Genomic DNA, 23,675 nt, shown 5'->3' with positions numbered 1-23,675 from the left:
CAACCTTTCTACACTATCCATACATACAAAAAAACACAAAACAAAGGCCGTCTGAATTGCTCTTTCAGACGGCCTTTGTTTTGATTTCTATTTATCCAATGCGTTGAAGGACAATTTCTAGGACGAATTTACTGCCCACATAGGCAAAAATCAGACTAACAAATCCAACAATAGTCCAAACGGCGGCTTTTTTGCCGCGCCATGCGGTCATGCTGTGCTTCAACAATAATGCGCCATAAATCAGCCACGACATAATACTGAAGATGGTTTTATGCGTGAAGGTCATCGGCTTGCCGAAAACAGTTTCTGCAAAAAACGTACCGCTGATAACGGAATAGGTCAATAAAACGAACCCTGCCCACATACCTTGGAACATGAGTTTTTCCAAACTCAATAATGGCGGTAAGAAGCTGACCAATGCGGAAAAACGGCGTTTGTGCAGATTGCGGTCGAGCAAAAGGATTAGGATGGCAAATAAGGTAACGATGCCAAATAATCCGTATGCGAGCAATGATGATGCGATGTGCGACAGCGGCAATAAGTCTACGATTTGGCGGCCTGAAAAATCTCCCGGGAAAAGGAAACCCAACAATAAGGTCAATGCGGCACAGGGATACAATAAGAGCTGTACCCCGCGCAGACAATAAAAGAAGCTACCCAGGCAGTACATCATCAGCATCAGCCAAACTATCAGACTGAGCGAATAACCAAAACCGGTAATCAATACCCTATCCTGCAATACTGGGAACATCAATGCTGCGCCATGTACCAATAATGCGCCGCTCAAAATCAGCAGCTCGGTTTTCAGCGGGTAAGACTTATTATTGTGTTTTTTATGTTGCAACCAGGAAAATGCGCCCAATCCGGCATACACCAGCATAAGGCAGATTAAGACAATCGGCATAAATATCTTTCTCAATAGACGTATGAACACTTGACGAACACCCGGCTGGGTTTCAGACGGCCTTGCTGTGCTTGTTTGTGTTCTTGAAGCATAACTTCGGACTATCGTGTAAAATAATCCGAATTTTATTTTAACAAAGAATGCCCTGTATTGGGCAGCTATTCTCATTATCAAGGATAAGTATGTTAGACAACCTGACCAACCGCTTCAGCAAGGTACTCAAAAATATTCGCGGCCAATCAACGCTGACCGAAGACAATATTAAAGAAGCCTTGCGCGAGGTTCGTCTTGCCCTGCTGGAAGCCGACGTTGCATTGCCCGTCGTTAAAGAATTCGTCAACACAGTCAAAGAACAGGCCCTTGGCCAAGAAGTCGTCGGCAGCCTGACGCCTGACCAAGCCTTTATTGGTGTGGTCAACCAAGCCTTAGTCGAATTGATGGGCAAGGAAAACAAAACGCTGGATTTATCGGTTTCACCGCCTGCCATCGTTTTGATGGCCGGTTTGCAGGGTGCCGGTAAGACAACAACTGTCGGCAAACTCGCCCGCCTGCTGAAAAACGATCAGAAGAAAAAAGTCTTGGTGGTATCTGCCGACGTTTACCGCCCTGCCGCGATTGAACAGCTACGTCTGTTAGCCGAACAGGTCGGCGTGGACTTTTTCCCATCCGATACCAACCAAAAACCGGTTGAGATTGCAACTGCCGCCGTCGATTACGCCAAAAAACATTTTTACGATGTATTGATGGTCGATACCGCCGGCCGTTTGGCAATCGATGAAGAGATGATGAACGAAATCAAAGCGCTTCATGCTGCGGTCAACCCGGTTGAAACTTTGTTCGTTATTGATGCCATGTTGGGTCAGGATGCAGTGAACACTGCTCAGGCATTTAATGAAGCCCTGCCGCTGACCGGTGTCGTATTGACCAAGATGGACGGCGACTCGCGCGGTGGTGCGGCATTGTCCGTACGCCATGTGACCGGCAAACCGATTAAATTTATCGGTGTCGGCGAAAAAATCAACGGCCTCGAACCTTTCCACCCCGACCGTCTTGCCAGCCGTATCCTCGGCATGGGCGACGTATTGACCCTGATTGAAGACGTTCAAAAAGGTATTGATGAAGAAGCCGCCGCTAAAATGGCGAAAAAGCTGCAAAAAGGCAAAGGCTTCGACCTCAACGACTTTAAAGAACAAATCCAGCAAATGCGCAATATGGGCGGCTTGGAAAACCTGATGTCGAAAATGCCGGGAGAACTGGGTCAAATATCGAAACAAATCCCCGAAGGAACGGCTGAAAAAGCGATGGGCAAAGTAGAAGCCATCATCAACTCGATGACCCCTAAAGAACGCGCCAACCCTGCCCTGCTCAAAGCCAGCCGTAAACGCCGTATTGCGATGGGTGCGGGTACAACCGTACAGGAAGTAAACAAATTGCTCAAACAGTTTGAACAAATGCAACAAATGATGAAGATGTTCAGCGGCAACGGCTTGGGCAAACTGATGCGCTTGGCCAAAGGTATGAAGGGAATGAAAGGCATGTTCCCAGGTTTGTAAGCCGATTTGACAGAAAACGCCGTCTGAAAAGTTTCAGACGGCGTTTTGGTTTTATATTCTGATTTAAAACCTTGAGGCTTTAGCAACCATCTATTCTATAACGTCTCATATAAAAGGCCGTCTGAAATCCTATTTTCAGACGGCCTTTATTCATTCAGCCTTCAACTTATTGCGGCTTTTTCTGCTCTTCGCGTACTTTGTCCACCAACTGGTCAATCGTGGTCATGCCGGACTGCCAGTCTTTAAATTCGACTTGGTATTTGCCGCCGACAATCACAGTCGGTGTGCCGCTGATTTGGAATTTATTGGTCAACTCTTCCATTTGAGCCGCACGCGCTTGGCTTTCAGGAGCCTCAAATGCAGCCAATACTTTTTTGCCGTCAAACGCTGTTTGTTCGGACAGCCATTTTTTCAGGGTATCGGTATCGGCCAAGTTGATTTTTTGGTTAACCATCGCATCGAAAATATGGCTGTTAGCTTTATCTGATTCGCCGGCCATTTCCACTGCGGCCGCCAAACGTGCCAAAGGTTTCATTTCATCACCCCACACGACATGCTCCCGGCGCATATAGGTATCGTCTTTAAACGTTTTGATGTGCTCACTCAAGACCGGCTCAAGATGGGCGCAATGCGGGCAGAAGTAGCCGAAGAATTCCAATACTTCGATTTTGCCGGCCTGCTGTTGCGGAATCGGATTGGACAATACGGTGTAATTGACACCTTCGGTCAATGCGGCAGGGGCTGCCGGAGCGGATGTGTTGCTTTGGGCGCTGTCTGCCGGAACGCTGGTTTCCGCCTGTTTGCCGCAAGCGGCCAATGCCAACAGGGTTAATGAGGTCAAGGCTAAGGTTTTCAGTTTCATAGGTATCTCTTTACATTCAAATCAATGGGCGGATTTTATGGCATTTTGTTGAAGGCGTGTTCAATTTGAGTGAAAAAATGTGTTTAGTTTTATTTCAACCTTTATAAAAGGCCGTCTGAAATATGGCTTAGATCATAGCCTTATTTTCAGACGGCCTTTGCCTGATTTTATCAGAAACGATAATTTACCCGGGCAGTATAGCCGCGCAGATTACCCGGCATAGAGTCCGAACGCCAATATTTTTGATTGAGCAGATTGGCCGCGGCAAAGGTAACGTTGACGTTTTTATGGTTCCAGCCGAGCATGGCATCAACTCGGGCAAAGCCTGGAAGTGTGGTCACTTCTTTGTTTCTTGAGTCGTAACCGTAGCGTTTTCCCGTACCGGTTACGCCGATTTCGCCGTAGAGGTTTTCGGTTGGTGTGTAACGGAAAAACAGGTTGCCGGTAACGTTGCTGGTGTTGTCCAAATGGATGCCCACGCGGTTTGGATTTTCTTTGTCTTCAACGGCTTTCGCCTGCATCACGCCCAACGAACCGCGCAGATAGAGTTTTTTGGGAATGATTTGCCCGATGGCGGACAATTCCACGCCGCGCGAACGGTGTTTACCGCCGACTGCCCAAGTGTAGGGATCATTTTGCGCGTCGGGGCGGTAGCGGATATTGAAGCGTTCGATTTGGTAGGCGGACAATGTGGTGCTGAGGCGGTCGTCCAGCCAACTGCTTTTCACGCCGGTTTCGTATTGGCGGGTGTACTCGGGGTCGGCGTTGAACACGGCAGCAGACGAAGTGTCGATACTCAAATAGCCGCCGCGTCCGCCATAAGGCGCGAAGCCTTTGTTATACGAGGCGTAGAGCGTGTGGGCGGGCGTTACGTTCCACACTGCGCCGATGTTGGGGCTGAACGAATGGCCGCTGTATTGGCGGCTGCTGCCGGTGAGTTTGTTTTCGGAATTAAAGGTGTACTTGTCGTAACGACCGCCGAGGACGAATTTCAAATCGGGCGTGGCGGAGAAGATGTTTTGCACGAAGATGCCGTAGGAGTCGGCTTTGTGGCGGTTTTGGGTGAGGACGGGTTGCAATCTGCCCGAAGCCGGCCAGCTTGCTCGGTCGTAGGGGTTGATGGAGACGGAAAAGGCGCGGCTGTAACCCAATGTCGGGTTGCGGTGTTCGCGGTTGTAATCCATGCCTACGGTCAGATGGTTTTCAAAACGGCCGATGGTGTAGTCGCCGTTGAGTGTGAAATTGGACGACAGGGTTTTGTTGTCGGTCTGCTGCCAAGCGTAGTTGCGTTTGATTTGGCTGCCGTTTTTGCTGCCTGCATAGAAATGGTCGAAATCCTGCGACGCCGTGCGGTGGGCGAGCTGCCATTGGACGCGCCATTTGTCGTTGAAGGCGTATTCGAGGTCGGAACGCCAAACTTGCAGCTTGTCTTTGACAAAATCGTTTGGGTGGGCGAAACCCATGCGGTAAGGTAATCCGAAGCGGTCGTACACGGACTTGGTCGAGCTGCGGTCGGGTGTGCGCTCCACATTGTCGTAGGTGTATTGCCCCGTCCATTTTAAGCCGTTGGCGAGTTTGACGGTAATGCTGGGTGAAACCATGACGTTTTTGCTGTCTATGCCGCTGCGGAACGAATTGGCGCGCCCGACTTCGCCGGTAAGACGGATGGCGACGTTTTTGTTCAGCATTTCGTTGATGTCCATATTCAGGCTGCGGTTTGCCCACGAGCCGTAAACCGCACCGATGTTGCGGCTTTGTTTGAAGTTAGCATATTTGCTGACCATGTTGATGACACCGCCGCCATTGGTGCGCCCGTAAAGCACGGAAGACGGGCCTTTCAGAATTTCCACGCGCTCGATGTTGGCAGTGCTGCGGCGGACCTGGCCGCTTTCGCGTACGCCGTCGCGGTAAATATCGGATGCGTCGGCTTGAAAGCCGCGCAGGAAAATGCTTTCGCCGCGCATATCGTAGGCAGCGTCGATGCCGGCATTGCCTTCGAGGATGGAACTCAAATCGTTCGTGCCGTAATTTTTGTTTTTCTGGATATTGAGCGTATCGACGGTTTGCGGCGTTTCTTTGATGAGCTGTCCGTTGCGGGTAACAGCAGCTTCGTCGTAGTTGATGTAGCCTTTAAGTACGCTGGTATCGGACTGTCCGACCACAGAAACAGTGGGCAAAGTAGCGGTGTAATGTTCACCATTGTCCTGCGTATCGGCGGCAGCAACAGGGAAGAAAGCGATAATCAGCGTGGGTAATAAAGCCAAATGAAATGGTATTTGCATTTTTATACTCAATTTAACGAAACAACCGAATTATATTGCTTCAAAAAAGAAATGAGAATAGTTTCTTTTAATTATATTTAACATGATATTTGTAAACAAAGGCCGTCTGAAATACATATCGGTTTCAGACGGCCTTCGTTTATTAATATTAATAGATATTACTACACTACTTACTCAACAACATTTCCTGCATCAGCTTCATGCCCCATTGCCAACCGCCGAGCGCGCCGTTTAACTGGCCGGAATGCGGTGATTGAAGCAGGCGCGCCTGCCAGCGGTCGGCCTGTTCTTGCGCCCAATCGCGTGGCGTGCCGTTTGTTTCGGCGATGACCAACGCCGTACGGCAAGGGCAGCGGACGCGTTGGAACGTATGGATTTCGTCTTCGGAAAAAGCCTCGGGACGCGGCGAGACCAAAATAATATTGGTCAGGCGTTTTTGCGTCAGGATGTCGGCTTGGTACAGCCATGCCAAAAATGCGGACACGCCGGCACCATGAGCCACGACGGCAATATTTCTGCTGACGATATGGTCGAAGGCCGTCTGAATGGCGTGTTGCCATTCGGAAATGGTTTGCCGACTATCAGCTTCGGCAGTTTGAACAATCGGATAGCTGACCGCCCAGCGGTCTATCCACATTTCCGCTTCATCCGCATCGCGTATCAGAAACAGTGCCATTTCTTCGAGTTCGAAGCTCTGCATTTCAGACGGCCTATTTGAGCAAGTCGTTGAGTGTAAATGCAATCAGCAATGCGGCAGGCACGCTGAGAATGGCACAAGTCGCCAGACAAAGTATGATATTGGCAATCAGCCGCCAGCCCTTCCAAGCAAAGCATTTGGCCGCAATCAGCAGGCAAGGCAGGGAAAACAGCAGCCATACCAACGCCCAAGTCGGATTGGCCTTGGTCGGCGCAACCCAGCCGGACATCCGCGCCAGCATAAACACTGCCCACACCAGCATAGGCAGCACAAATGCCGCCACGACCCACGCCGCGCCTACGCCGGTTTTGCCGTTTATATTCCAATCATATTTACCAAAAATCTTATTCGGCAACATAGTCATACTCCACAACTAAAGGGGCGTGATCCGAGAATTTTTCGTCTTTATAAACATGTGCGGAAACGGCTTTGGCGGCCAACTCCGGCGTAACCATCTGATAATCGATGCGCCACCCGACATCTTTCGCATACGCTTGTCCGCGGTTGCTCCACCAGGTATAGCCCGGCACATCGGGATAAAGTGTGCGCCACATATCCGTCCAACCGAGCTTGTGGATGACTTTGCCTATCCATTCGCGCTCTTCAGGCAAGAAGCCCGAATTTTTCTGATTGCCCTTCCAGTTTTTCAAGTCGATGTTTTGGTGGGCAATGTTCCAGTCGCCGCAGACGACGATGTCGCGCCCTTCGTTTTTCATGGCTTCGAGCATGGGATAGAACGCGTCCAAAAAGCGGTATTTCACTTGTTGGCGCTCTTCCGCGCTGCTGCCGCTGGGTAGATACAGCGAAATCACCGATAACTTGCCGAAATCGCAACGGACAAAACGGCCTTCCCTGTCAAATTCTTCAATGCCCATGCCGATTTGCACATTGTCAGGTTTGCGTTTGCTGTACACCGCCACGCCGCTGTACCCGCGCTTTTCGGCGCAATGCCAGTAGCCGTGCATACCGTGCGGATTTTTCATATCGTCTGACAGGTCGGCCTCTTGAGCTTTCAGTTCCTGCACGCAGACAATGTCCGCGCCCGACGCGGCGATGTATTCATAAAAACCTTTTTTATAGGCGGAGCGGATGCCGTTGACGTTGGCAGAGATAATTTTCAACATAAGATTTGAGTAATTTTTAAAAACGGATAATAGGATTGAGGTTTTCAGACGGCCTGCAAGTCATAAACAAATACTTTGGAATTGCGACCGTTGGCATTGTATTCCTGCCGGCGTTCGGCAGGCAGATCATCGGCCGAGGCCGTCTGAAAGCCCCGTTCGACAAACCATTCGCCAGTATGCGTGGATAAGGCAAAAAGCGTTTTAATATTTAAGGCGCGCGCTTTTTGAAACAGATGTTCCAATAGCAATTCGCCGTAGCCGCCGTCACGAGCTTCGGGCGACACCACCAGGCAGGCCAATTCGCCGCAGTCCGGCTCGGAAAAGGTTTTCAGCGCCACGCAGCCGTAAATGTTTTGATCGTGTTCCAATACGGAAAAGCTGGAAATATGGTTTTCCAAATACTCGCGGCTACGGTGTAACAAGATGCCTTGTTCCGCCAACGGACGGATTAAGGCGATGATGTGCGGAATGTCGTCGCTGCGTGCCTGACGGATGGAAACAAACGGCTCACGGGCAATAGATGTACCGCTGCCCTCGCGGGTAAACAGCTCGCGCAACAGGCTGCCATCTTCACGGCCGTTGAGAATCTGCACCCGCGATACGCCGTTTTCCAACGCGCCTACCGCCGCATGCAACAAATCGGCCGGCGCATCAGGATTGTCGTGTATCAGCTCCTGCACTTCGCCGATAGACAAAGTATTGGCCAAAGAGCCGTCGGTGCGGCGAATACCGGCTTCTTCGGTCAAGAAAACCAGTTTCTCCGCCTGCAAAGCCATGGCCACTTCCTGAGCGGTTTCGCACATACTCAGATTGAAGGTTTTGCCGCTGTACGAATGTCCCAAAGGGCTGATCAGCACCACGGCGCCGCCATCCAAACGCAAACGGATTTCTTCCGCGTCGATTTTGCGGACGGTACCGGTATAGCCCATGTCCACGCCGTCGATAACGCCCAACGGACGGGCGGTAATAAAGTTGCCGCACGCGATAACCGGCGGCTTGCTCCGTTGCTGTGCAGATACGCTGCTGAACAAGGCGGCTTCCACATCGCTGCGGATAATCCCAGCCACCTGCTTCACTTCCATCAAAGTCGCTTCATCGGTAATCCGTCGGCTGCCGCTGTATTTCGGAACAAAATCCCGACCCGAAGCCAATTTGTCGAGCAAATGCCGCGAACCGTGTACCAAGACCAAACGCAAGCCCAAGCTGGCCAACAGATTCAAATCTGCGGCCAAACGAATCAAGGTTTCGCCTTCCAACAGGCTGTCGGTCACGCCGACCACCATGGTTTTACCGCGCAAATATTGAATATAGGGTGCGGCTTCGCGAAAGCTGGCAACAAAATGGGCAATGGCACTCATAGCAGGGCAAGATAAAAGAGTTGCATAATCAAAACCGTCAGCGCAATCATCGATGCCAACGTCCAGTTGAAACCGTCCTTGCGCGTTTTGACCGCCTCCTGCTCTTCCGCCTTGGGCTCTTCCTTGAGCGCGCTATTGAGCAAATCGGAAATTTCTTTGCGCGAAAGTTTGGAATGTTTGAGGATTTGCGCGCCGATGTTATGCACGAGGCGCACATCCGTTACCGCTACAGGCAGATGGGCCGGATCAGCCGGCAGGTTGCCCGACAGATAATCCTTGGCCTTAAACATCCCCGAACAACGCGTGCAGACCACAAAACCCTGCGCCACGTTCAACTGGGCATCTTTCACCCAATGCGGCGTTTTACAATGAGGACAAGAACAAGCAGGCATGAGTATTTTCCGTAAGTGTATTGAATCAAAAATATATTTTAGCCAATGCTTCAGGCCGTCTGAAACAGTTTTCAGACGACCTGAGCATAATGTTATGGTTTAAACCGCGCCGTAACGTTCGCGATAGGCTTTGACCGGCTCGAAGAAGCCGCCAAATTCGGCATTGTTTTGTAAGAGCGTGAACAAGTCGTTCAGGTTGGCAATCGAAACCACCGGCAGGCCGTATTGTTTTTCCACTTCCTGCACCGCCGACAATTCGCCCGTGCCTTTTTCCATGCGGTCGAGCGCAATGGCCACTGCGGCAGGCGTTGCGCCTTCGGCCTCAATCAGTTTGACCGACTCGCGCACGGATGTACCGGCGGAAATCACATCATCGATAATCAGCACGCGGCCTTTCAAAGGCGCGCCCACCAACACACCGCCCTCGCCGTGGTCTTTGGCTTCTTTGCGGTTGTAGGCAAACGGTACGTTTACGCCTTTTTCCGCCAACATCATCGCTGTTGCCGCCGCCAAAATAATGCCTTTATAGGCTGGGCCGAACAGCATATCGAACTTCACGCCGCTGGCAATAATGGCTTCGGCGTAAAACTTCGCCAGCTGCAAAGTCGATGCGCCGTCATTGAACAAACCGGCATTGAAAAAATAAGGCGACTGACGGCCAGCCTTGGTCGTAAATTCGCCGAATTTCAACACGTTTTGTGCCAAAGCGAATTTGAGGAAGTCTTGACGGAAATCGGACATTTGGGTTCTCCCGAAAGATGTTGATTTATCAAAGAAACGATTATAAAGGATTCATGCGGAAAAATCAGGCCGTCTGAAAGCAGGTTCAACCCCGCTTTAAACCGACTTGCCCTATTCCCTTTCAAACCGACAAGGCGGCATTGCCGTCTTATCCCAGCAATCAAAACGGATTATTCACGATGATACGGATGGTTGTGCAAAATCGAAACGGCGCGATAAAGCTGCTCGGTCAATAAAACACGCACCATGCCATGCGGCAAGGTCAGGCTGGAAAGGCGCATCATCATGTTTGCCTGCTGTTTCAAACGGTCGGTCATGCCGTCTGCGCCGCCGATAATAAAACAGACGTGTTCGCCGTTTTGCTGCCAGCCTTTCAAATGTTGTGCCAATTCGACCGAAGTCGGCGCTTTGCCGCGCTCGTCCAATACCACCAAAAACGCGCCCTGCGGTATGGCTTCCAACAGGCGTTTTTCTTCAGCCGCCATGCCCTGAGCCGCATTCACACCCGCGCCGCGTTTTTCGGGCTTGATTTCTTTCAGCGCATAATTGACATCGCGCCCGAAGCGTTTGGCGTACTCGCCGACGGCTTCATCCACCCAACGCGGCATTTTCGTGCCGACAGCCAAGACGGTGATATTCATGGAGTATCCTTTTGTTATCGAATTGTCGGTTGGATATTATGGTCAAGCAAGCCCTTAACCTGTTCAAGCCATGGAAAACTGCCCACACAACCGACTGAAAATAAAAGGCCGTCTGAAAGCCGAATGTATCCCGTTCGGCTGTTCCAGACGGCCTCTCAATGATTAGCAGTGAACCAGTGTACCTTCGTTCTCGCCGGTTACCACGCGTTTGAGCGAACCTTCTTTAGCAATGCCGAATACCACGATATTGAGCTTGCGTTCGCGGCAGAGGGCGAAAGCGGTGGCATCCATCACTTTGAGGTTTTTCAATAAGGCTTCGTCAAAAGTAATGGTTTCGTAGCGTGTTGCAGATGGGTCTTTTTTCGGGTCTGCGGTGTACACGCCGTCAACATTGGTGGCTTTGAGCATCACGTCGCAGTTCATTTCCGCACCGCGCAATGCGGCGGCAGTGTCGGTCGTGAAGAACGGGTTACCGGTACCGGCGGCGAAAATCACGACTTTGCCTTCTTCCAAATATTGAATGGCTTTAGGACGGGCATAAGTTTCAGCGATTTGCTGCATAGACAGTGCGGATTGTACGCGCGCCTTGATGCCCAAAGTTTCAAATGCGTCTTTAAGTGCCAACGCATTCATCACGGTTGCCATCATGCCCATGTAGTCGGCAGTGGCGCGGTCCATGCTGCCTGCTTGTGCAGATACGCCGCGGAAAATGTTACCGCCGCCGACAACGATACCGACTTGCACGCCCATTTTAACGACTTCGGCAATTTCGCCGACAGTTTGAACGATGGTATCGTGATTGATGCCGAACGGATCAGAACCCATCAGGGATTCGCCGGAGAGTTTCAGTAATACGCGTTTGTATTTGATTTGCTGTGTCATGGGATACCTTGCTTTCTTGAATGTCGTCGGTCGGAGTTGGGCCGTCTGAATTTTCAAACGGTCGGATTACAATGATATGGTGTGTCGTTCTATTATTGTTTTGTTTTCAGACGGCCTTTATATTCGGTCGTCTTAAAATAGGTACCGTAAACGGTTTTCTCAAAAAAAAGCACCCTGATTCGTTTGGAATCTAGGTGCTTTCTTTTTCATAAGTGCCTTATACTTTAGCAGCGGCAGCAACTTCGGCTGCGTAGTCAACAACGGCTTTCTCGATACCGTCGCCTACTTTGTAGCGTACGAAGCTAACCACTTCAGTGCCGTTTTCTTTAGCGAATTGGGCAACAGTTTGGTCAGGGTTCATCACGAATGCTTGGCCGTTCAGAGTGATTTCAGCCAAGAATTTGCGGATACGGCCTTCAACCATTTTAGCAGCGATGTCGGCAGGTTTGCCGGAAGCGATAGCTTGCTCAGTGTAGATGTGGCGTTCTTTTTCAACGGTTTCAGCATCTACTTCGGCTTCGCTTACACATTGTGGTTTAGCGGCAACGATGTGCATACCGATTTTGCGTGCTACGTCTTCAGAACCTTTGAACTCAACCAATACGCCTTCGGTAGCCAAAGCACCGTGGATGTAGGCAACCAGTTGGTTGGCAGTGTCGATCACTTGGAAGCGGCGAACAGACATGTTCTCGCCCAATTTAGCGATGATGGCTTTGCGTTCTGCTTCAACCAGTTCGCTCAGTTCTTCAACAGAAGCCGGTTTTTTCTCAGCAGCAGTTTTAGCAACGAAGTTGGCAAATTCTACGAAGCCGGCGTCTTTAGCAACGAAGTCGGTTTCGCAGTTTACTTCAACCAATGCGCCGACATTGCCGTTGATCGCGTAAGCCAATACGCCTTCGGCAGCAGTACGGCCAGCCAGTTTACCGGCTTTCGCACCAGATTTAATACGCAGGATTTCTTCGGCTTTGTCGAAGTTGCCTTCAGCTTCAACCAAGGCTTTTTTGCATTCCATCATGCCCAGGCCGGTAGCGGCGCGCAGGTCAGCAACCATTTTTGCAGTAATTTCTGCCATTTTGAATCTCCTAGATTTTTGGGAACACGGCCATTGCCGTGTTTGGAAATAGTGGCCGTCTAAAACGGATTTCAGAACGGGATTTGAGAAAAGGGGCATAACGCCCCTCTTCTGTGTACCGAATTACTCGGCAGCAGCTTCTTGGGCAGCGGCTACAGTTTCTTGCAGCGCTTGGTTTTTGCCTTCCAAAACTGCGTCAGCGATGCCGCGGCAGTACAGGCGGATAGCTTTAGCGGAGTCATCGTTACCAGGGATAACGTATTTCACGCCGTCAGGGCTGTTGTTAGTATCGACTACGGCGATAACAGGGATGCCCAATTTTTCAGCTTCAACCAAAGTACCTTTTTGGTAGCCGGTATCGATAACGAAAATCGCGTCAGGCAGGCCTTTCATGTTTTTGATACCGCCCAAAGAACGTTCCAGTTTTTCAACGTCGCGTTGCATTTCCAGAATTTCTTTTTTGTTGAAACCGCCTTCAGCAGCGTTTTCCAGGGCAGCAGTTTTTTCTTCCAGGCGTTTGATGGATTGCTTAACAGTTTTGTAGTTAGTCAGCATACCACCCAACCAACGGTGATCAACGAAAGGCATACCGGCACGGGTAGCTTCTTCGCGGATGATGTCGCGGGCTTGGCGTTTGGTACCTACGAACAATACTGTACCTTTGTTGGCAACCAGACGACGTACGGCTTCTTGCGCCTCTTGGAACATCGGCAGGGTTTTTTCCAAGTTTACGATATGGATTTTGTTGCGCGCACCGAAAATGTATTGAGCCATTTTCGGGTTCCAGAAACGGGTTTGGTGACCGAAGTGAACACCGGCTTCAATCATCTGACGCATAGTAATTTGAGACATGTTATTTCCTTGAAAGGGTTAAAGAGCACACATTCAATCGCATAGAACTTGATAGGCGGCGCCTATTGTCAAGCACCCTTCGGCGAAAGTGGGCATAAGTTTTAAAAAAATAAAAGCGTGTTTCCGAAATGGAAAACTGACGGATTATAGCGGATAAGAGGCCGTCTGAAAAGGGATTTCATACCTTTCCGTCCTGTTTTTCATCCGCCTGTACCGCCTTTTGGTGAGCTGCTTCAAACTCCGCCTGCTCCTGCAGTTTCATCAGGCGGTTGCGGCGGCGGATGGTCACGACGAAGACCGTGAACACGGTGGGCAACACTGCCCAAAAAACCAAATAAATCAACGCGCGCGCAATACTCGGCTGCGCGGCGGAAAACATCACGGCAACAAAAAGATAGCCGATGGCGACAATGTGCCACATCGTGTGCGTCCTGTTTGAATGTTAACAAAATCGTTATAATCGCAACATTCTACCGCAATCCCGAAAGGCCGTCTGAAAATGAGGAATCCCGAAAAATCGGCATTACGCAAACAGTTCCGCCGCGCACGCGCCCAAATGAGCGCAGACGAGCGCAACGCCGCCACCGAAACCATCAACCGCCTGCTCAAGCCCTACATCAAAAAAGGACGGAAAATCGGCGTGTATTGGCCGATGGGCAAGGAATTGCGATTGGACGGCTTTGTCCGTGCCGCACAAAAACGCGGCGCAAAACTCTACCTGCCCTATATCGAACCGAACACGCGGCGGATGTGGTTCACCCCCTACCCTGCCGACGGCGCCAAACAAGAACGCAAACGCGGCCGCGCCAAATTGCATGTCCCCCAATTCACCGGCAAAAAAATCCGCGTCCACCAACTCAGCCTGCTGCTGGTCCCCATCGTCGGCATCGACAAACGCGGCTACCGCCTCGGACAAGCCGGCGGCTATTACGACGCCACCCTCTCCGCCATGAAATACCGCCTGCAAACCCAAACCCTCGGCGTAGGCTTCGATTGCCAACTGACCGACACACTGCCGCGCGAACCGCACGACCTGCCGCTGGACGGGTTTGTATCAGAGTCGGGCATGCTGGCGTTCAAACATCATTAATCAATAGCTTTCAGACGACCTCAGAGATGCCGTCCGTTAAGACACTATAAAAGAAAAGGTCGTCTGAAAACTCAAACCATCAAATACAAAGGAAACCCCCATGACTGATTTCTCATCCACTCCCGTTTTATCCTTCGACCGCGTCCGTCTCGAACCTTTAACAACGGCACACGAAGCCGGTTTGCGCGAAGCAGTTTGCGACGGCGAAGTTTGGAAGCTGAACGTAACCACCGCGCCCGAACCCCACCAAGTAGCTGACTATATCCGCACCGCCATACAAACCCGCCTCGCCTTTGCCGTCATCGACGAAGACACGGGAAAAATTGTCGGCTCGACTTCGCTTTACCACATCGACCCCGCCATCCCACGCCTCTACATCGGTTTCACATGGTATGCCCTGTCGGCACAGCGCACGCACATCAATACCGCCTGCAAAATCATGTTGCTCGACTACGTTTTCGACACTTTAAACTGCCGCTGCGCCTGCTGGCAGACCGACAACCTCAACACCGCCTCCCAACGCGCCATCGAACGCTTGGGCGCACACCAAGACGGCATCTTGCGCTGCCACAAGCTGCGGAAAGACGGTAGCGTGCGCGATACGGTCGAATACAGCCTGCTGCGTGAGGAATGGCCGCAGGCAAGGGCAAAACTGCTCAAAAAAGCGGCAGCTTATGACGCATCCTGAAAAAACGTTTTCTTCTTCATTTTTTCATCAAAACACGCCCATCTTGCTGACAATCCGAACTCTTTAAAAAATTAATGAAATAAGGTGCAACACCGTCAATCCCCTGATAAATAAAGGCCGTCTGAAAGTTTCAGACGGCCTTTATTCGGATTAAACCTTACTTGGCATCTTTAAACCCGCGTTTCAAATGCACCATCAGCAATGCGATGGCGGCAGGGGTTACGCCGGAAATACGGCTGGCTTGACCGACGGTTTCGGGTTTGTGCTGGTTGAGCTTTTGTTGCACTTCTGCCGACAAACCTTTGACTTTGCTGTAATCGATATCCTCGGGCAGCTTTAAGGTTTCGATGTCGCGGCGGCTGTCGATTTCTTCGTTTTGGCGGTCGATATAGCCTTGGTATTTGACTTGGATTTCGACTTGTTCGACCACGCTGTCGGCAAGCGTGGTCTCAGGTTGTGCGTCGGGCAGGGTCATCAGCGCGGCGTAGTCGAGGTTCGGACGACGCAGGAGGTCGTGCAGGTTGGCTTCGCGGCTGAGTTTTTGGCCGAATACGCGCAGCTGCTCTTCTTCGGCGAGTTTTTGCGGCGTGTACCACGTTGTTTTCAAACGTTGGATTTCGCGTTCGATGGCTTCGCGTTTTTCGTTGAACATGCGCCATTGCTCTTCACCCACCAAGCCGATTTTGTAACCGTCTTCGGTCAGGCGCATGTCGGCGTTGTCTTCCCTGAGTTGCAGGCGGTATTCGGCACGGCTGGTGAACATGCGATAAGGTTCGTTCACGCCTTTGGTGATGAGGTCGTCCACCAATACGCCGAGGTAGGCTTGTTCGCGGCGCAGCAGAAGCGGGTCTTGTTCGCGGACGTATTGCACGGCGTTCGCACCTGCGAGCAGGCCTTGCGCGGCTGCTTCTTCGTAGCCGGTCGTGCCGTTGATTTGTCCGGCGAAGAAAAGGCCTTGGATGGTTTTGGTTTCGAGGCTGGCTTTGAGGTTGCGCGGATCGAAATAGTCGTATTCGATGGCGTAGCCGGGGCGCAGGATATGGGCGTTTTCGAGGCCTTTCATGCTGCGCACGAGGGCGATTTGGATGTCGAACGGCAGGCTGGTAGAGATACCGTTAGGATAGTATTCGTGCGTGGTCAGGCCTTCGGGCTCGAGGAAAATCTGATGGCTGTCTTTGTCGGCGAAGCGGTTGATTTTGTCTTCGATGGACGGGCAGTAGCGCGGGCCGACGCCTTCAATTTTGCCGGTGAACATGGGGCTGCGGTCAAAGCCTGAGCGGATGATGTCGTGGGTTTGCGTGTTGGTATGCGTAATCCAGCAAGACACTTGGCGCGGGTGCATATCGGCGCTGCCGCGTACGGACATTACGGGAACGGGTGTGTCGCCGGGCTGTTCAGTCAGTTGGGAAAAATCAATCGTGCGTCCGTCGATACGCGGCGGTGTGCCGGTTTTCAGACGGCCTTGCGGCAGGTTCAATTCGCGCAAACGGCCGCCCAAGGATTTGGCGGCGGGGTCGCCCGCGCGGCCGCCTTCGTAGTTTTCCAAACCGATGTGGATTTTGCCGGACAAAAACGTGCCTGCGGTCAACACGACGGCGCGTGCTTTAAACTCCACACCCATCGCGGTAACCACGCCACTAATGCGTTCACCGTCGAGCGTTACGTCTTCGACGGCTTGTTGGAAAAGGTCGAGGTTTTCTTGGTTTTCCAGCATTTCGCGGATGGCGGCTTTGTATAGGATACGGTCGGCCTGCGCGCGTGTGGCTCGTACTGCCGCGCCTTTGCTGGCATTCAAGCGGCGGAACTGGATACCGGATTTGTCGGTGGCCAACGCCATTGCGCCGCCCAATGCGTCGAGTTCGCGCACGAGGTGGCCTTTGCCGATACCGCCGATGGAGGGGTTGCACGACATTTGGCCGAGGGTTTCGATGTTGTGTGAGAGCAGCAGGGTTTGCGCACCCATGCGTGCAGCGGCAAGCGCGGCTTCGGTACCGGCATGGCCGCCACCGACGACAATCACGTCGTAGGTTTTGGGGTAAATCATGTAAGTCATTTTTATGTGTTCTGTAAAGGTTTCAGACGGCCTTTTGTTGATTAGGCCGTCTGAAAAGTGGAATCAAATCTTAAAAACCAAGCTTAGAAGGTATAGCCTGTTTCCAATTCGTCATCGCCGACCAATTCGACCAGCAACGCATAGAGCGGAGCCAAATCGTTGTAACGGCGGGATACACGGCGCAAATAGTTCAAGAAGCGCGGGATTTCAGGGCGGTATTTGTCTTTGCCGTCGCGGTAGTACAGGCGGGCAAAAATACCGGCCACTTTCAAATGGCGTTGTACGCCCATCCATTCAAACCAGCGGTAGAACTCGTCAAACTCGGCAGGCACGGGCAGCTGGGCAGCGCGTGCTTTTTCCCAATAACGGATGACCAAGTCCAATACAAATTCTTCTTCCCATTCGATAAACGCATCGCGCAACAGCGACACCAAATCATAGGAAATCGGGCCGTAAAGCGCGTCTTGGAAGTCCAACACGCCCGGGCGGCCTTTTGCCAACATCAGATTGCGGACGATAAAGTCGCGGTGGACATACACTTTGGGCTGCGCCAACAGGGGCGGCAGCAGCGTATCGACGGTTTGCTGCCACAACTGGCGTTGCTTGAAGGTCAGCTCGCGGCCCAATTCTTTGGCCACAAACCATTCGGGGAACAAGTTAATCTCGCGCAGCATGACTTCGCGGTCGTATTCCGGCAGTTTGCCGGGTTGGCTGGCTTTTTGCAGCTCGATCAATTCGTCGATGGCTTCGAGCAGCAGGGCTTTGTGGGCGGTTTCGCTGTTTTCCTGATTCATGGCGGTCAGGAATGTGGTGTTGCCCAAATCGTTCAACACCATAAAGCCCAATGCTTCATCCACACGAAGCACTTGCGGCACATTGACCATATTAAACAGTTTTTGCACTTTCAAATACGGTGCAACACTCATCTTCTCAGGAGGCGCGTCCATACAAATAACGGTCTGGCTGTCTGAAAACGTCGCACGGAAATAACGGCGGAAGTCGGCATCGGCTGCCGCAAAACTCAATTCGAACGGCTGGTTCGGGTAAACAGACTCCAGCCAGTTTTGTAATTCGGTTTGTCGTTGCATAGCGGTATCGCAGAATTTCAGGTTACAATAACCGCTATTCTAACTGGCAAACCGATTTAAGGGGCGATTTTGGCTCGTTTATTTTCACTCAAACCCTTGGTACTCGCCTTAATTATGGGCTTTGGCGCAACAGCCGTGCGCGCGGAAGATGCTTCTGTTCCGCAGGCGGAAGACTATACCCCTGCCCACGCCGCCGAATCCAAACCGGCAAAAACCGGCCAAAGCGAAGCCGATCCGCTTTCCTTGGGCAGCACTTGCCTGTTTTGCGACCACGAAGATGCCAAGCCGGCCGAAACCGCCGAAATCAAACGCAGCGGCGAGCCAGCCCTGCCTGCCGATTACACCCGCGTCAACGCCGATAAAATAGAAGGCCAGACCCAAGTCGGCGTCCGTGCCGAAGGCGACGTCATTGTCGAGCGCAATGCCGATGTTCTCAATGCCGATTGGGCGCAATACGACCAAGCCACCGATACCGTTACCGCCGGCGACCGCTTTACCCTGTATCAAAACGGTTCGACCGTATCCGGCGACCAATTGGTTTACAACCTCAAAAACCAAACCGGTTCCGGCACCGCCGTGCGCCTCAATACCGAACAAGGCGGCCGCCGCCTTCAAAGTGTCAGCGAAAAAGCCGAACTCAAAGGCAAAGGCCTCTATAAACTCATCAATACCAAATTCAACACCTGTTCGCCCGGCGATGCCAGCTGGTATATCCAAGCGCAAAGCATCGAAGCCGATGAATCGACAGGCATCGGCGTGGCCAAACACGCTTCGCTGGTATTCGGCGGCGTCCCCGTCCTCTACACGCCTTGGGCGGACTTCCCCATCAACGGCAACCGCAAAAGCGGCCTGCTCGTTCCGACCATTGCCACCGGTTCAGACGGCCTTGAGCTGAGCCTGCCCTACTACTTCAACCTTGCGCCGAATTTGGATGCCACCATCCGCCCGGGCATCATCAGCAAACGCGGTGTGCAACTGGGCGGCCAAGTGCGTTATCTGCAACCGAATTACAGCGGCGAAGTCGATGGCGACTGGATGCCGAACGACCAAAAAAGCGTCCACAACAACCGCTACCAGTTCAAATGGAAACACCAGCAGCAGCTGAACAGCAAAATCAGCGGCGGCATCAACTACAACCAAGTTTCCGACGACGATTACTACCGCGACTTCTACGGCCGCGAAGACATCGCGCGCAACGTCAACCTCGACCGTCAGGCATGGCTCAATTACAGCGACAAACTGCTAGGCGGCAGCTTCGACGGCTCGTTGCGCGTACAAAAATATCAAACGCTTGCCAACCAAGACGGTTATAAAGACGAACCTTATGCCATCATGCCCCGTCTGACCGGCCGTTGGCAAAGCCATCTCGGCAAAGCGCAACTCAACGTGTTCGGCCAATTTACCCGTTTTGACCACGATACCAAGCAAGACGGCAGCCGCGTGGTGCTCTACCCGAGCGTCAAATGGGACTTCCACAACCAATGGGGCTACATCCGGCCTAAAGTCGGCGTACACGCCACTTATTACAGCCTCAACAGCTTCAACGGCCAAAGCAGCCGCAATGTCAGCCGCGTCCTGCCGATCATCAACGTCGACAGCGGCCTGACTTTCGAGCGCAGGGCCCGTCTATTCGGCGGAGAATACCTGCAAACGCTCGAACCGCGCCTGTTTTACAACTACATTCCGACCAAGTCCCAAAACGACCTGCCTAATTTCGACAGCTCCGAAAACAGCTTTACCTATTCGCAGCTGTTCCGCGAAAATCTGTATTCGGGCAACGACCGCATCAATTCGGCCAACAGCCTGACGCTGGCCACACAAAGCCGTATCCTCACCCCCAACACCGGTGCAGAACTCTTCCGTGCAGGTATCGGCCAGAAGTTTTATTTCAAAAAAGACAACGTCCTGCCTGACGGCAACGTCAGCAATTATCCGCGCAGCCAATCCGACTGGGTAGCCTTTGCACACGGCAACCTTACCCCGAGCACCCGCATTGATTTGGACATCCACTACAACCAAAACCTAAGCCGTGCCGAAAGCTACGCCGCAGGGATTACCTACAACCCCGAACCCGGCAAAGTCTTAAGCGCGCGCTACAAATACGGACGCAACGAGCGCATCTATCTGCAAGCCAACGGCGACTATTTCTACGACAGGCTCAGCCAAGTCGACCTTGCAGCCCAATGGCCGTTGAGTAAAAACCTGTACGCCGTTGCCCGTTACAACTACGAAATCGAAGCCAAAAAACCGCTGGAAATGCTCATCGGTGCAGAATACAAAAGCAACTGCGGCTGCTGGAGCGCAAGCTTGGTCGGCCAACGCTATGTTACCGGCGAAAACAGCCACAAAAACGCCGTATTCTTCAACCTCCAACTCAAAGACTTGAGCAATATCGGCAACAACCCATTCGAAAAACTCCGCTTAGCCATCCCCGGTCACAGCAAAACCAACGAGGTAGTCAAACAATGAACTTCAAACCCCTGATTCTCGTCGCCGCACTCACTCTTGCAGTAGGCGCACACGCCGCCCCTAAAGCCAAAGCAGGCAAAGCGCGTGCCAACAAAACTCCAGTCGTCAGCGCCACCACCATGCCTGCCGTACAAAGCGGCGTACATCTTTCAGACGGCATTGCTGCGGTTGTCGACAACGAAGTCATTACCCACCGCCAAGTAGCGCAAGCCGTAGCGCAAGCGCGTCAAACCATGCCGAAAGGCACACAAATGGACGCCAACGAGCTGCGCCAACAGGTTTTGGCCCAAATGATCAACCAATCCCTGATCCTCCAAGCAGGCAAACGCCGCAACATCCAAGCGACCGATAGCGAAATCGAAGCCGTTATCGCGCACAATCCCAACATCAAAAATCCGTCTGCCGCCGTCCGTCAAGACATCGCCGACAGCATTATTGTTGAAAAAGTGCGCCAACAGGCCATCATGCAAAACAGCCGTGTCAGCGACTCCGAAGTGGCACGCTACATCGAGCAGGCCAAACAACAAGGCATCACCCTGCCTGAAGCCGACCCTGTGCGCCAATATCATGCCCAACACATCCTCATTAAAGCCGACAACGACAATGCCGCCGTCGGCGCAGAAAGCACCATCCGCAAAATCTACTCACAAGCCCGCAGCGGCGCAGATTTCGGCGGTTTGGCACGCCAATACTCGCAAGACGGCAGCGCCGGCAACGGCGGCGATTTGGGCTGGTTTGCCGACGGCATGATGGTTGCTCCATTTGAAGAAGCCGTCCACAAACTCAAACCCGGCCAAATCAGCGCCCCTGTCCGCACCCAATTCGGCTGGCACATCATCAAGCTGAACGACGTCCGCGAAGCAGGTACGCCTGAAGAGCGCCAACAAAACGCCGTCCGCCAATACCTGTCCCAACAAAAAGCGCAACAGGCGACCACCAACCTCCTGCGCGAACTGCACAGCAGCTCCTACGTTGACGTACGCTAATCGCGCGTATTGTTAAAAAGGCAGAAATCCGTACAATAAGGCCGTCTGAAAACCATTGTTCAGACGGCCTTTTCCCTTAAGCAACCATTGATTAAAGCACCCCATCATGTCCATCCGTCCTAACTGGCAAGCCGCCACCCTGCTGCAAGCCGAAGAAACCGCCCTTACTTCCGCCCACACCGGCCGCACCTACCGTATTCAAGCCGCGACACTCGGCGAGCGTCCGGCAGGCGGCTATCCCATACTGTATATTCTTGACGGGGATGCCTTTTTCCCCGCCATCCTCAATATGGCGCAATCCCTGCTCATCAACCCCATCACCAAAAGCCATGCCGCCTGTCTGATTGTCGGCATCGGCTACACCGGCGGCACCATCCGCGACTTAAGCCAACGCGCCCTCGACTACACGCCGCCGCTGCCCGACAACGCGCCCGAATCCGAACGCAAACAATACGGCCAAGCCGACCGCTTCAGCCACTTTATCGACGACGAACTCTCCGCCCTGCTCGACGGCAAATACCGCATCGATACCCAAAACCAAGCCGTCTTCGGCCATTCTTTCGGCGCCTTGTACGGCCTCTATTCCCTGTTCACCCGTCCCGAACGATTCCGCCATTATTTGCTGGTTTCGCCGTCTATCTGGTGGCAAGACCGCCGCGTGCTCGATTGGCTGCCCGACGCTTTGCCGCAAGGAATCGGCATCCGCCTCAGCGCAGGCGAGCATGAAGGCAGAAACAACCGTCCCGACCAAACCAGCCGCGGCATGGTCGCACAAGCCAAAATCCTTGCCGGCACTTTGCACCACCTCGGCGCAGATGTCCGCTTTACCCTCTACCCCAACGCCAATCACGGCAACGCCCCGTTTTACGCCCTGACCGACTGCATCGAATATTTGCGCAACGCATGGCAGCGTTGAAGCAGGTTTGCCAAACATTGAGGCCGTCTGAAACGCAAACTTAGAAGCGTATTGAACCTATTGGATCGATCTAAAATCCAATTATAAAAAGGCCGAGACCTTTGCAATAACATAGGTTGAGACCTTTGCAAAGGTCTCGGGGCATGAAAAAAGGAGAGGCTACCTGAAAAATAGATTTTCAGGTAGCCTCAAACCGGTTTGGCATGCATCCGAAACGGAAAATTTGAGCGGTTACATACCTTGGGTTGGTGGCAGTGTTATTTCAACTTGGCTGCCAATTTGTCGAATTTTTGTTTGATGTCGGCCTTGAAGGCTTCCACTTTCTCTTTGCGTTCGGCTTTGCGCTGTTTTTTCCAAGCTTCGTGTGCCTGACGTGCCACTTCTTCCTGCGCTTCTATTGCTGCCAATACGTCCTGTTGGGCAACGACTGCATCTTGCCGGAGAATAACGGTTTTGAAACGGTGGAAGAAAGCATCCAATACAGCCTCGTCGGATTCTTGCGCCAAAATAATGATTGCAGTACTGCCGTTATCCAGTTTTTTGGCTGTATTTTCCAGCAACGCCCCCTCTTCCAATGTTTGGGCAGTACCTGCATCACTGCCGATGAGTGCGCCAGTAGCTCCACCCAACAGAACACCGATAGGACCGCCGAGAATGCCGACCAGTGAACCAATGAGGCCGCCCGTCCATGTGCCTTCGACCGTATTGGCGGTAAAGTCGGTGCTTTCTGCTGGGATAATCAGGTCATTTTCCTTTTTAACCAAAACGGCTTGTGCCACCAAAGTATCTGTTGTCTGCGAGTAAGCTTTCAATTCAGAAAAGGCTTGATAAGCTTCGCTGGAGATGTTGAATAAGGCAACGATGATGTTTTGTTTCATAAGTCCACTCCCGTAGATTGAAAGATTTAAGAACATACTCGTTGTATGCAGTGTCATTATAAATTGCAAGGGGGGGGGGAAGCAATGCGGCAAACAAAACTTTGCCTATATAAAGCCTGTAGAACCGGCAAACGGATAACGAACAAT

At 52.1% G+C, this 23,675-nt stretch carries 23 protein-coding genes; 6 read left to right on the top strand and 17 right to left on the bottom strand.

Features of this window, described 5'->3' with window-relative positions; genetic code table 11:
* Window positions 1-91 precede the first annotated feature (91 nt).
* The gene (locus tag ACTHSX_RS09180) at window positions 92-904 is read right to left on the bottom strand and encodes a cytochrome C assembly family protein (protein ID WP_003684009.1); all 813 of its coding nucleotides are present in this window, start codon (window positions 902-904) and stop codon (window positions 92-94) included.
* A 182-nt stretch (window positions 905-1,086) separates the two neighbouring features.
* On the opposite strand from ACTHSX_RS09180, the gene ffh reads away from it, so the two are divergent.
* A complete protein-coding gene (gene ffh, locus ACTHSX_RS09175; protein WP_003684000.1) occupies window positions 1,087-2,457 on the top strand; it encodes a signal recognition particle protein in 1,371 nt (456 codons plus the stop codon).
* Between the two features lie 166 nt (window positions 2,458-2,623).
* Here the strand turns inward: ffh and ACTHSX_RS09170 are convergent, their stop codons facing one another.
* The 13 genes from ACTHSX_RS09170 to ACTHSX_RS09110 all read right to left on the bottom strand — a co-directional run bounded on the left by ACTHSX_RS09170 (window position 2,624) and on the right by ACTHSX_RS09110 (window position 13,781).
* The gene (locus ACTHSX_RS09170; protein WP_003749428.1) at window positions 2,624-3,319 is read right to left on the bottom strand and encodes a thiol:disulfide interchange protein DsbA/DsbL; all 696 of its coding nucleotides are present in this window, start codon (window positions 3,317-3,319) and stop codon (window positions 2,624-2,626) included.
* A gap of 170 nt (window positions 3,320-3,489) precedes the next feature.
* Window positions 3,490-5,601 (bottom strand): TonB-dependent receptor, encoded by a 2,112-nt coding sequence (locus tag ACTHSX_RS09165; RefSeq protein ID WP_440377462.1) that lies wholly within the window; start codon window positions 5,599-5,601, stop codon window positions 3,490-3,492.
* Window positions 5,602-5,767: 166 nt separating this feature from the next.
* On the bottom strand, window positions 5,768-6,301 hold the full coding sequence (locus tag ACTHSX_RS09160) for an alpha/beta hydrolase (protein ID WP_440377461.1): 534 nt from the start codon (window positions 6,299-6,301) through the stop codon (window positions 5,768-5,770).
* 10 nt (window positions 6,302-6,311) lie between these two features.
* Complete coding sequence (locus tag ACTHSX_RS09155) at window positions 6,312-6,656, bottom strand: hypothetical protein (protein ID WP_440377460.1); 345 nt, start codon at window positions 6,654-6,656, stop codon at window positions 6,312-6,314.
* Window positions 6,643-7,422 (bottom strand): exodeoxyribonuclease III, encoded by a 780-nt coding sequence (locus ACTHSX_RS09150; RefSeq protein WP_003684015.1) that lies wholly within the window; start codon window positions 7,420-7,422, stop codon window positions 6,643-6,645. The genes ACTHSX_RS09155 and ACTHSX_RS09150 overlap by 14 nt, the downstream gene beginning before the upstream one ends.
* A 44-nt stretch (window positions 7,423-7,466) precedes the next feature.
* The gene (gene argA, locus ACTHSX_RS09145) at window positions 7,467-8,780 is read right to left on the bottom strand and encodes an amino-acid N-acetyltransferase (RefSeq protein ID WP_440377459.1); all 1,314 of its coding nucleotides are present in this window, start codon (window positions 8,778-8,780) and stop codon (window positions 7,467-7,469) included.
* Window positions 8,777-9,172, bottom strand: coding sequence for an MJ0042-type zinc finger domain-containing protein (locus tag ACTHSX_RS09140; protein ID WP_440377458.1), 396 nt, complete (start codon window positions 9,170-9,172; stop codon window positions 8,777-8,779). The genes argA and ACTHSX_RS09140 overlap by 4 nt, the downstream gene beginning before the upstream one ends.
* A gap of 99 nt (window positions 9,173-9,271) precedes the next feature.
* Entirely contained in the window at window positions 9,272-9,913 is a 642-nt protein-coding gene (gene pyrE / locus ACTHSX_RS09135; protein ID WP_003682682.1) for an orotate phosphoribosyltransferase, read from the bottom strand.
* 170 nt (window positions 9,914-10,083) lie between these two features.
* Window positions 10,084-10,554 carry a 23S rRNA (pseudouridine(1915)-N(3))-methyltransferase RlmH gene (rlmH, locus tag ACTHSX_RS09130; RefSeq protein WP_003682681.1) on the bottom strand — a complete coding sequence of 157 codons (471 nt, stop codon included), beginning with the start codon at window positions 10,552-10,554 and terminating at the stop codon, window positions 10,084-10,086.
* A 162-nt stretch (window positions 10,555-10,716) separates the two neighbouring features.
* Window positions 10,717-11,436, bottom strand: coding sequence for a UMP kinase (pyrH, locus tag ACTHSX_RS09125; protein ID WP_002243681.1), 720 nt, complete (start codon window positions 11,434-11,436; stop codon window positions 10,717-10,719).
* A gap of 217 nt (window positions 11,437-11,653) precedes the next feature.
* Window positions 11,654-12,508: a translation elongation factor Ts gene (gene tsf / locus ACTHSX_RS09120; RefSeq protein WP_012779539.1), complete on the bottom strand. Its 855-nt coding sequence runs from the start codon at window positions 12,506-12,508 to the stop codon at window positions 11,654-11,656.
* Between the two features lie 123 nt (window positions 12,509-12,631).
* On the bottom strand, window positions 12,632-13,360 hold the full coding sequence (gene rpsB / locus ACTHSX_RS09115; protein ID WP_002258397.1) for a 30S ribosomal protein S2: 729 nt from the start codon (window positions 13,358-13,360) through the stop codon (window positions 12,632-12,634).
* A 178-nt stretch (window positions 13,361-13,538) separates the two neighbouring features.
* A complete protein-coding gene (locus ACTHSX_RS09110) occupies window positions 13,539-13,781 on the bottom strand; it encodes a hypothetical protein (RefSeq protein WP_440377457.1) in 243 nt (80 codons plus the stop codon).
* Between the two features lie 78 nt (window positions 13,782-13,859).
* Here ACTHSX_RS09110 and ACTHSX_RS09105 point away from each other — a divergent pair, with 78 nt between their 5' ends.
* Both ACTHSX_RS09105 and ACTHSX_RS09100 read left to right on the top strand, forming a co-directional pair.
* Window positions 13,860-14,450, top strand: coding sequence for a 5-formyltetrahydrofolate cyclo-ligase (locus ACTHSX_RS09105; protein ID WP_440377456.1), 591 nt, complete (start codon window positions 13,860-13,862; stop codon window positions 14,448-14,450).
* A 100-nt stretch (window positions 14,451-14,550) separates the two neighbouring features.
* Entirely contained in the window at window positions 14,551-15,138 is a 588-nt protein-coding gene (locus ACTHSX_RS09100; RefSeq protein WP_308904877.1) for a GNAT family N-acetyltransferase, read from the top strand.
* Window positions 15,139-15,295: 157 nt separating this feature from the next.
* On the opposite strand, the gene mnmG is transcribed toward ACTHSX_RS09100, so the two are convergent.
* Together mnmG and amgK are read right to left on the bottom strand one after the other, a co-directional pair.
* Window positions 15,296-17,191, bottom strand: a complete 1,896-nt coding sequence (gene mnmG / locus ACTHSX_RS09095) for a tRNA uridine-5-carboxymethylaminomethyl(34) synthesis enzyme MnmG (protein ID WP_440377455.1) — start codon at window positions 17,189-17,191, stop codon at window positions 15,296-15,298.
* A gap of 83 nt (window positions 17,192-17,274) precedes the next feature.
* Complete coding sequence (gene amgK, locus ACTHSX_RS09090; RefSeq protein ID WP_440377454.1) at window positions 17,275-18,279, bottom strand: N-acetylmuramate/N-acetylglucosamine kinase AmgK; 1,005 nt, start codon at window positions 18,277-18,279, stop codon at window positions 17,275-17,277.
* Between the two features lie 69 nt (window positions 18,280-18,348).
* Here amgK and ACTHSX_RS09085 point away from each other — a divergent pair, with 69 nt between their 5' ends.
* The 3 genes from ACTHSX_RS09085 (at window position 18,349) to ACTHSX_RS09075 (ending at window position 22,650) form a co-directional block, all read left to right on the top strand.
* Window positions 18,349-20,748, top strand: a complete 2,400-nt coding sequence (locus ACTHSX_RS09085) for an LPS-assembly protein LptD (RefSeq protein WP_440379663.1) — start codon at window positions 18,349-18,351, stop codon at window positions 20,746-20,748.
* Window positions 20,745-21,734, top strand: coding sequence for a peptidylprolyl isomerase (locus ACTHSX_RS09080; RefSeq protein ID WP_004520255.1), 990 nt, complete (start codon window positions 20,745-20,747; stop codon window positions 21,732-21,734). The genes ACTHSX_RS09085 and ACTHSX_RS09080 overlap by 4 nt, the downstream gene beginning before the upstream one ends.
* A 106-nt stretch (window positions 21,735-21,840) precedes the next feature.
* Window positions 21,841-22,650 (top strand): alpha/beta hydrolase, encoded by an 810-nt coding sequence (locus ACTHSX_RS09075; RefSeq protein ID WP_440377451.1) that lies wholly within the window; start codon window positions 21,841-21,843, stop codon window positions 22,648-22,650.
* Window positions 22,651-22,907: 257 nt separating this feature from the next.
* Here the strand turns inward: ACTHSX_RS09075 and ACTHSX_RS09070 are convergent, their stop codons facing one another.
* Window positions 22,908-23,528, bottom strand: a complete 621-nt coding sequence (locus tag ACTHSX_RS09070) for a DUF1269 domain-containing protein (RefSeq protein ID WP_440377450.1) — start codon at window positions 23,526-23,528, stop codon at window positions 22,908-22,910.
* Between the last annotated feature and the right edge of the window lie 147 nt (window positions 23,529-23,675).

Origin of the sequence: Neisseria sp. P0014.S002 (assembly GCF_051958295.1) — a bacterium.
Taxonomy (GTDB): Bacteria; Pseudomonadota; Gammaproteobacteria; order Burkholderiales; family Neisseriaceae; genus Neisseria; species Neisseria flavescens_B.
This window is presented reverse-complemented; position numbering and strand designations above follow the sequence as displayed.

What these genes read in the sequence shown, in the direction of transcription:
- ACTHSX_RS09180 (WP_003684009.1), bottom strand. Translation starts at nt 904, where the DNA reads ATGCCGATTGTCTTAATCTGCCTTATGCTGGTGTATGCCGGATTGGGC.
- ffh (WP_003684000.1), top strand. Translation starts at nt 1,087, where the DNA reads ATGTTAGACAACCTGACCAACCGCTTCAGCAAGGTACTCAAAAATATT.
- ACTHSX_RS09170 (WP_003749428.1), bottom strand. Translation starts at nt 3,319, where the DNA reads ATGAAACTGAAAACCTTAGCCTTGACCTCATTAACCCTGTTGGCATTG.
- ACTHSX_RS09165 (WP_440377462.1), bottom strand. Translation starts at nt 5,601, where the DNA reads ATGCAAATACCATTTCATTTGGCTTTATTACCCACGCTGATTATCGCT.
- ACTHSX_RS09160 (WP_440377461.1), bottom strand. Translation starts at nt 6,301, where the DNA reads ATGCAGAGCTTCGAACTCGAAGAAATGGCACTGTTTCTGATACGCGAT.
- ACTHSX_RS09155 (WP_440377460.1), bottom strand. Translation starts at nt 6,656, where the DNA reads ATGTTGCCGAATAAGATTTTTGGTAAATATGATTGGAATATAAACGGC.
- ACTHSX_RS09150 (WP_003684015.1), bottom strand. Translation starts at nt 7,422, where the DNA reads ATGTTGAAAATTATCTCTGCCAACGTCAACGGCATCCGCTCCGCCTAT.
- argA (WP_440377459.1), bottom strand. Translation starts at nt 8,780, where the DNA reads ATGAGTGCCATTGCCCATTTTGTTGCCAGCTTTCGCGAAGCCGCACCC.
- ACTHSX_RS09140 (WP_440377458.1), bottom strand. Translation starts at nt 9,172, where the DNA reads ATGCCTGCTTGTTCTTGTCCTCATTGTAAAACGCCGCATTGGGTGAAA.
- pyrE (WP_003682682.1), bottom strand. Translation starts at nt 9,913, where the DNA reads ATGTCCGATTTCCGTCAAGACTTCCTCAAATTCGCTTTGGCACAAAAC.
- rlmH (WP_003682681.1), bottom strand. Translation starts at nt 10,554, where the DNA reads ATGAATATCACCGTCTTGGCTGTCGGCACGAAAATGCCGCGTTGGGTG.
- pyrH (WP_002243681.1), bottom strand. Translation starts at nt 11,436, where the DNA reads ATGACACAGCAAATCAAATACAAACGCGTATTACTGAAACTCTCCGGC.
- tsf (WP_012779539.1), bottom strand. Translation starts at nt 12,508, where the DNA reads ATGGCAGAAATTACTGCAAAAATGGTTGCTGACCTGCGCGCCGCTACC.
- rpsB (WP_002258397.1), bottom strand. Translation starts at nt 13,360, where the DNA reads ATGTCTCAAATTACTATGCGTCAGATGATTGAAGCCGGTGTTCACTTC.
- ACTHSX_RS09110 (WP_440377457.1), bottom strand. Translation starts at nt 13,781, where the DNA reads ATGTGGCACATTGTCGCCATCGGCTATCTTTTTGTTGCCGTGATGTTT.
- ACTHSX_RS09105 (WP_440377456.1), top strand. Translation starts at nt 13,860, where the DNA reads ATGAGGAATCCCGAAAAATCGGCATTACGCAAACAGTTCCGCCGCGCA.
- ACTHSX_RS09100 (WP_308904877.1), top strand. Translation starts at nt 14,551, where the DNA reads ATGACTGATTTCTCATCCACTCCCGTTTTATCCTTCGACCGCGTCCGT.
- mnmG (WP_440377455.1), bottom strand. Translation starts at nt 17,191, where the DNA reads ATGACTTACATGATTTACCCCAAAACCTACGACGTGATTGTCGTCGGT.
- amgK (WP_440377454.1), bottom strand. Translation starts at nt 18,279, where the DNA reads ATGCAACGACAAACCGAATTACAAAACTGGCTGGAGTCTGTTTACCCG.
- ACTHSX_RS09080 (WP_004520255.1), top strand. Translation starts at nt 20,745, where the DNA reads ATGAACTTCAAACCCCTGATTCTCGTCGCCGCACTCACTCTTGCAGTA.
- ACTHSX_RS09075 (WP_440377451.1), top strand. Translation starts at nt 21,841, where the DNA reads ATGTCCATCCGTCCTAACTGGCAAGCCGCCACCCTGCTGCAAGCCGAA.
- ACTHSX_RS09070 (WP_440377450.1), bottom strand. Translation starts at nt 23,528, where the DNA reads ATGAAACAAAACATCATCGTTGCCTTATTCAACATCTCCAGCGAAGCT.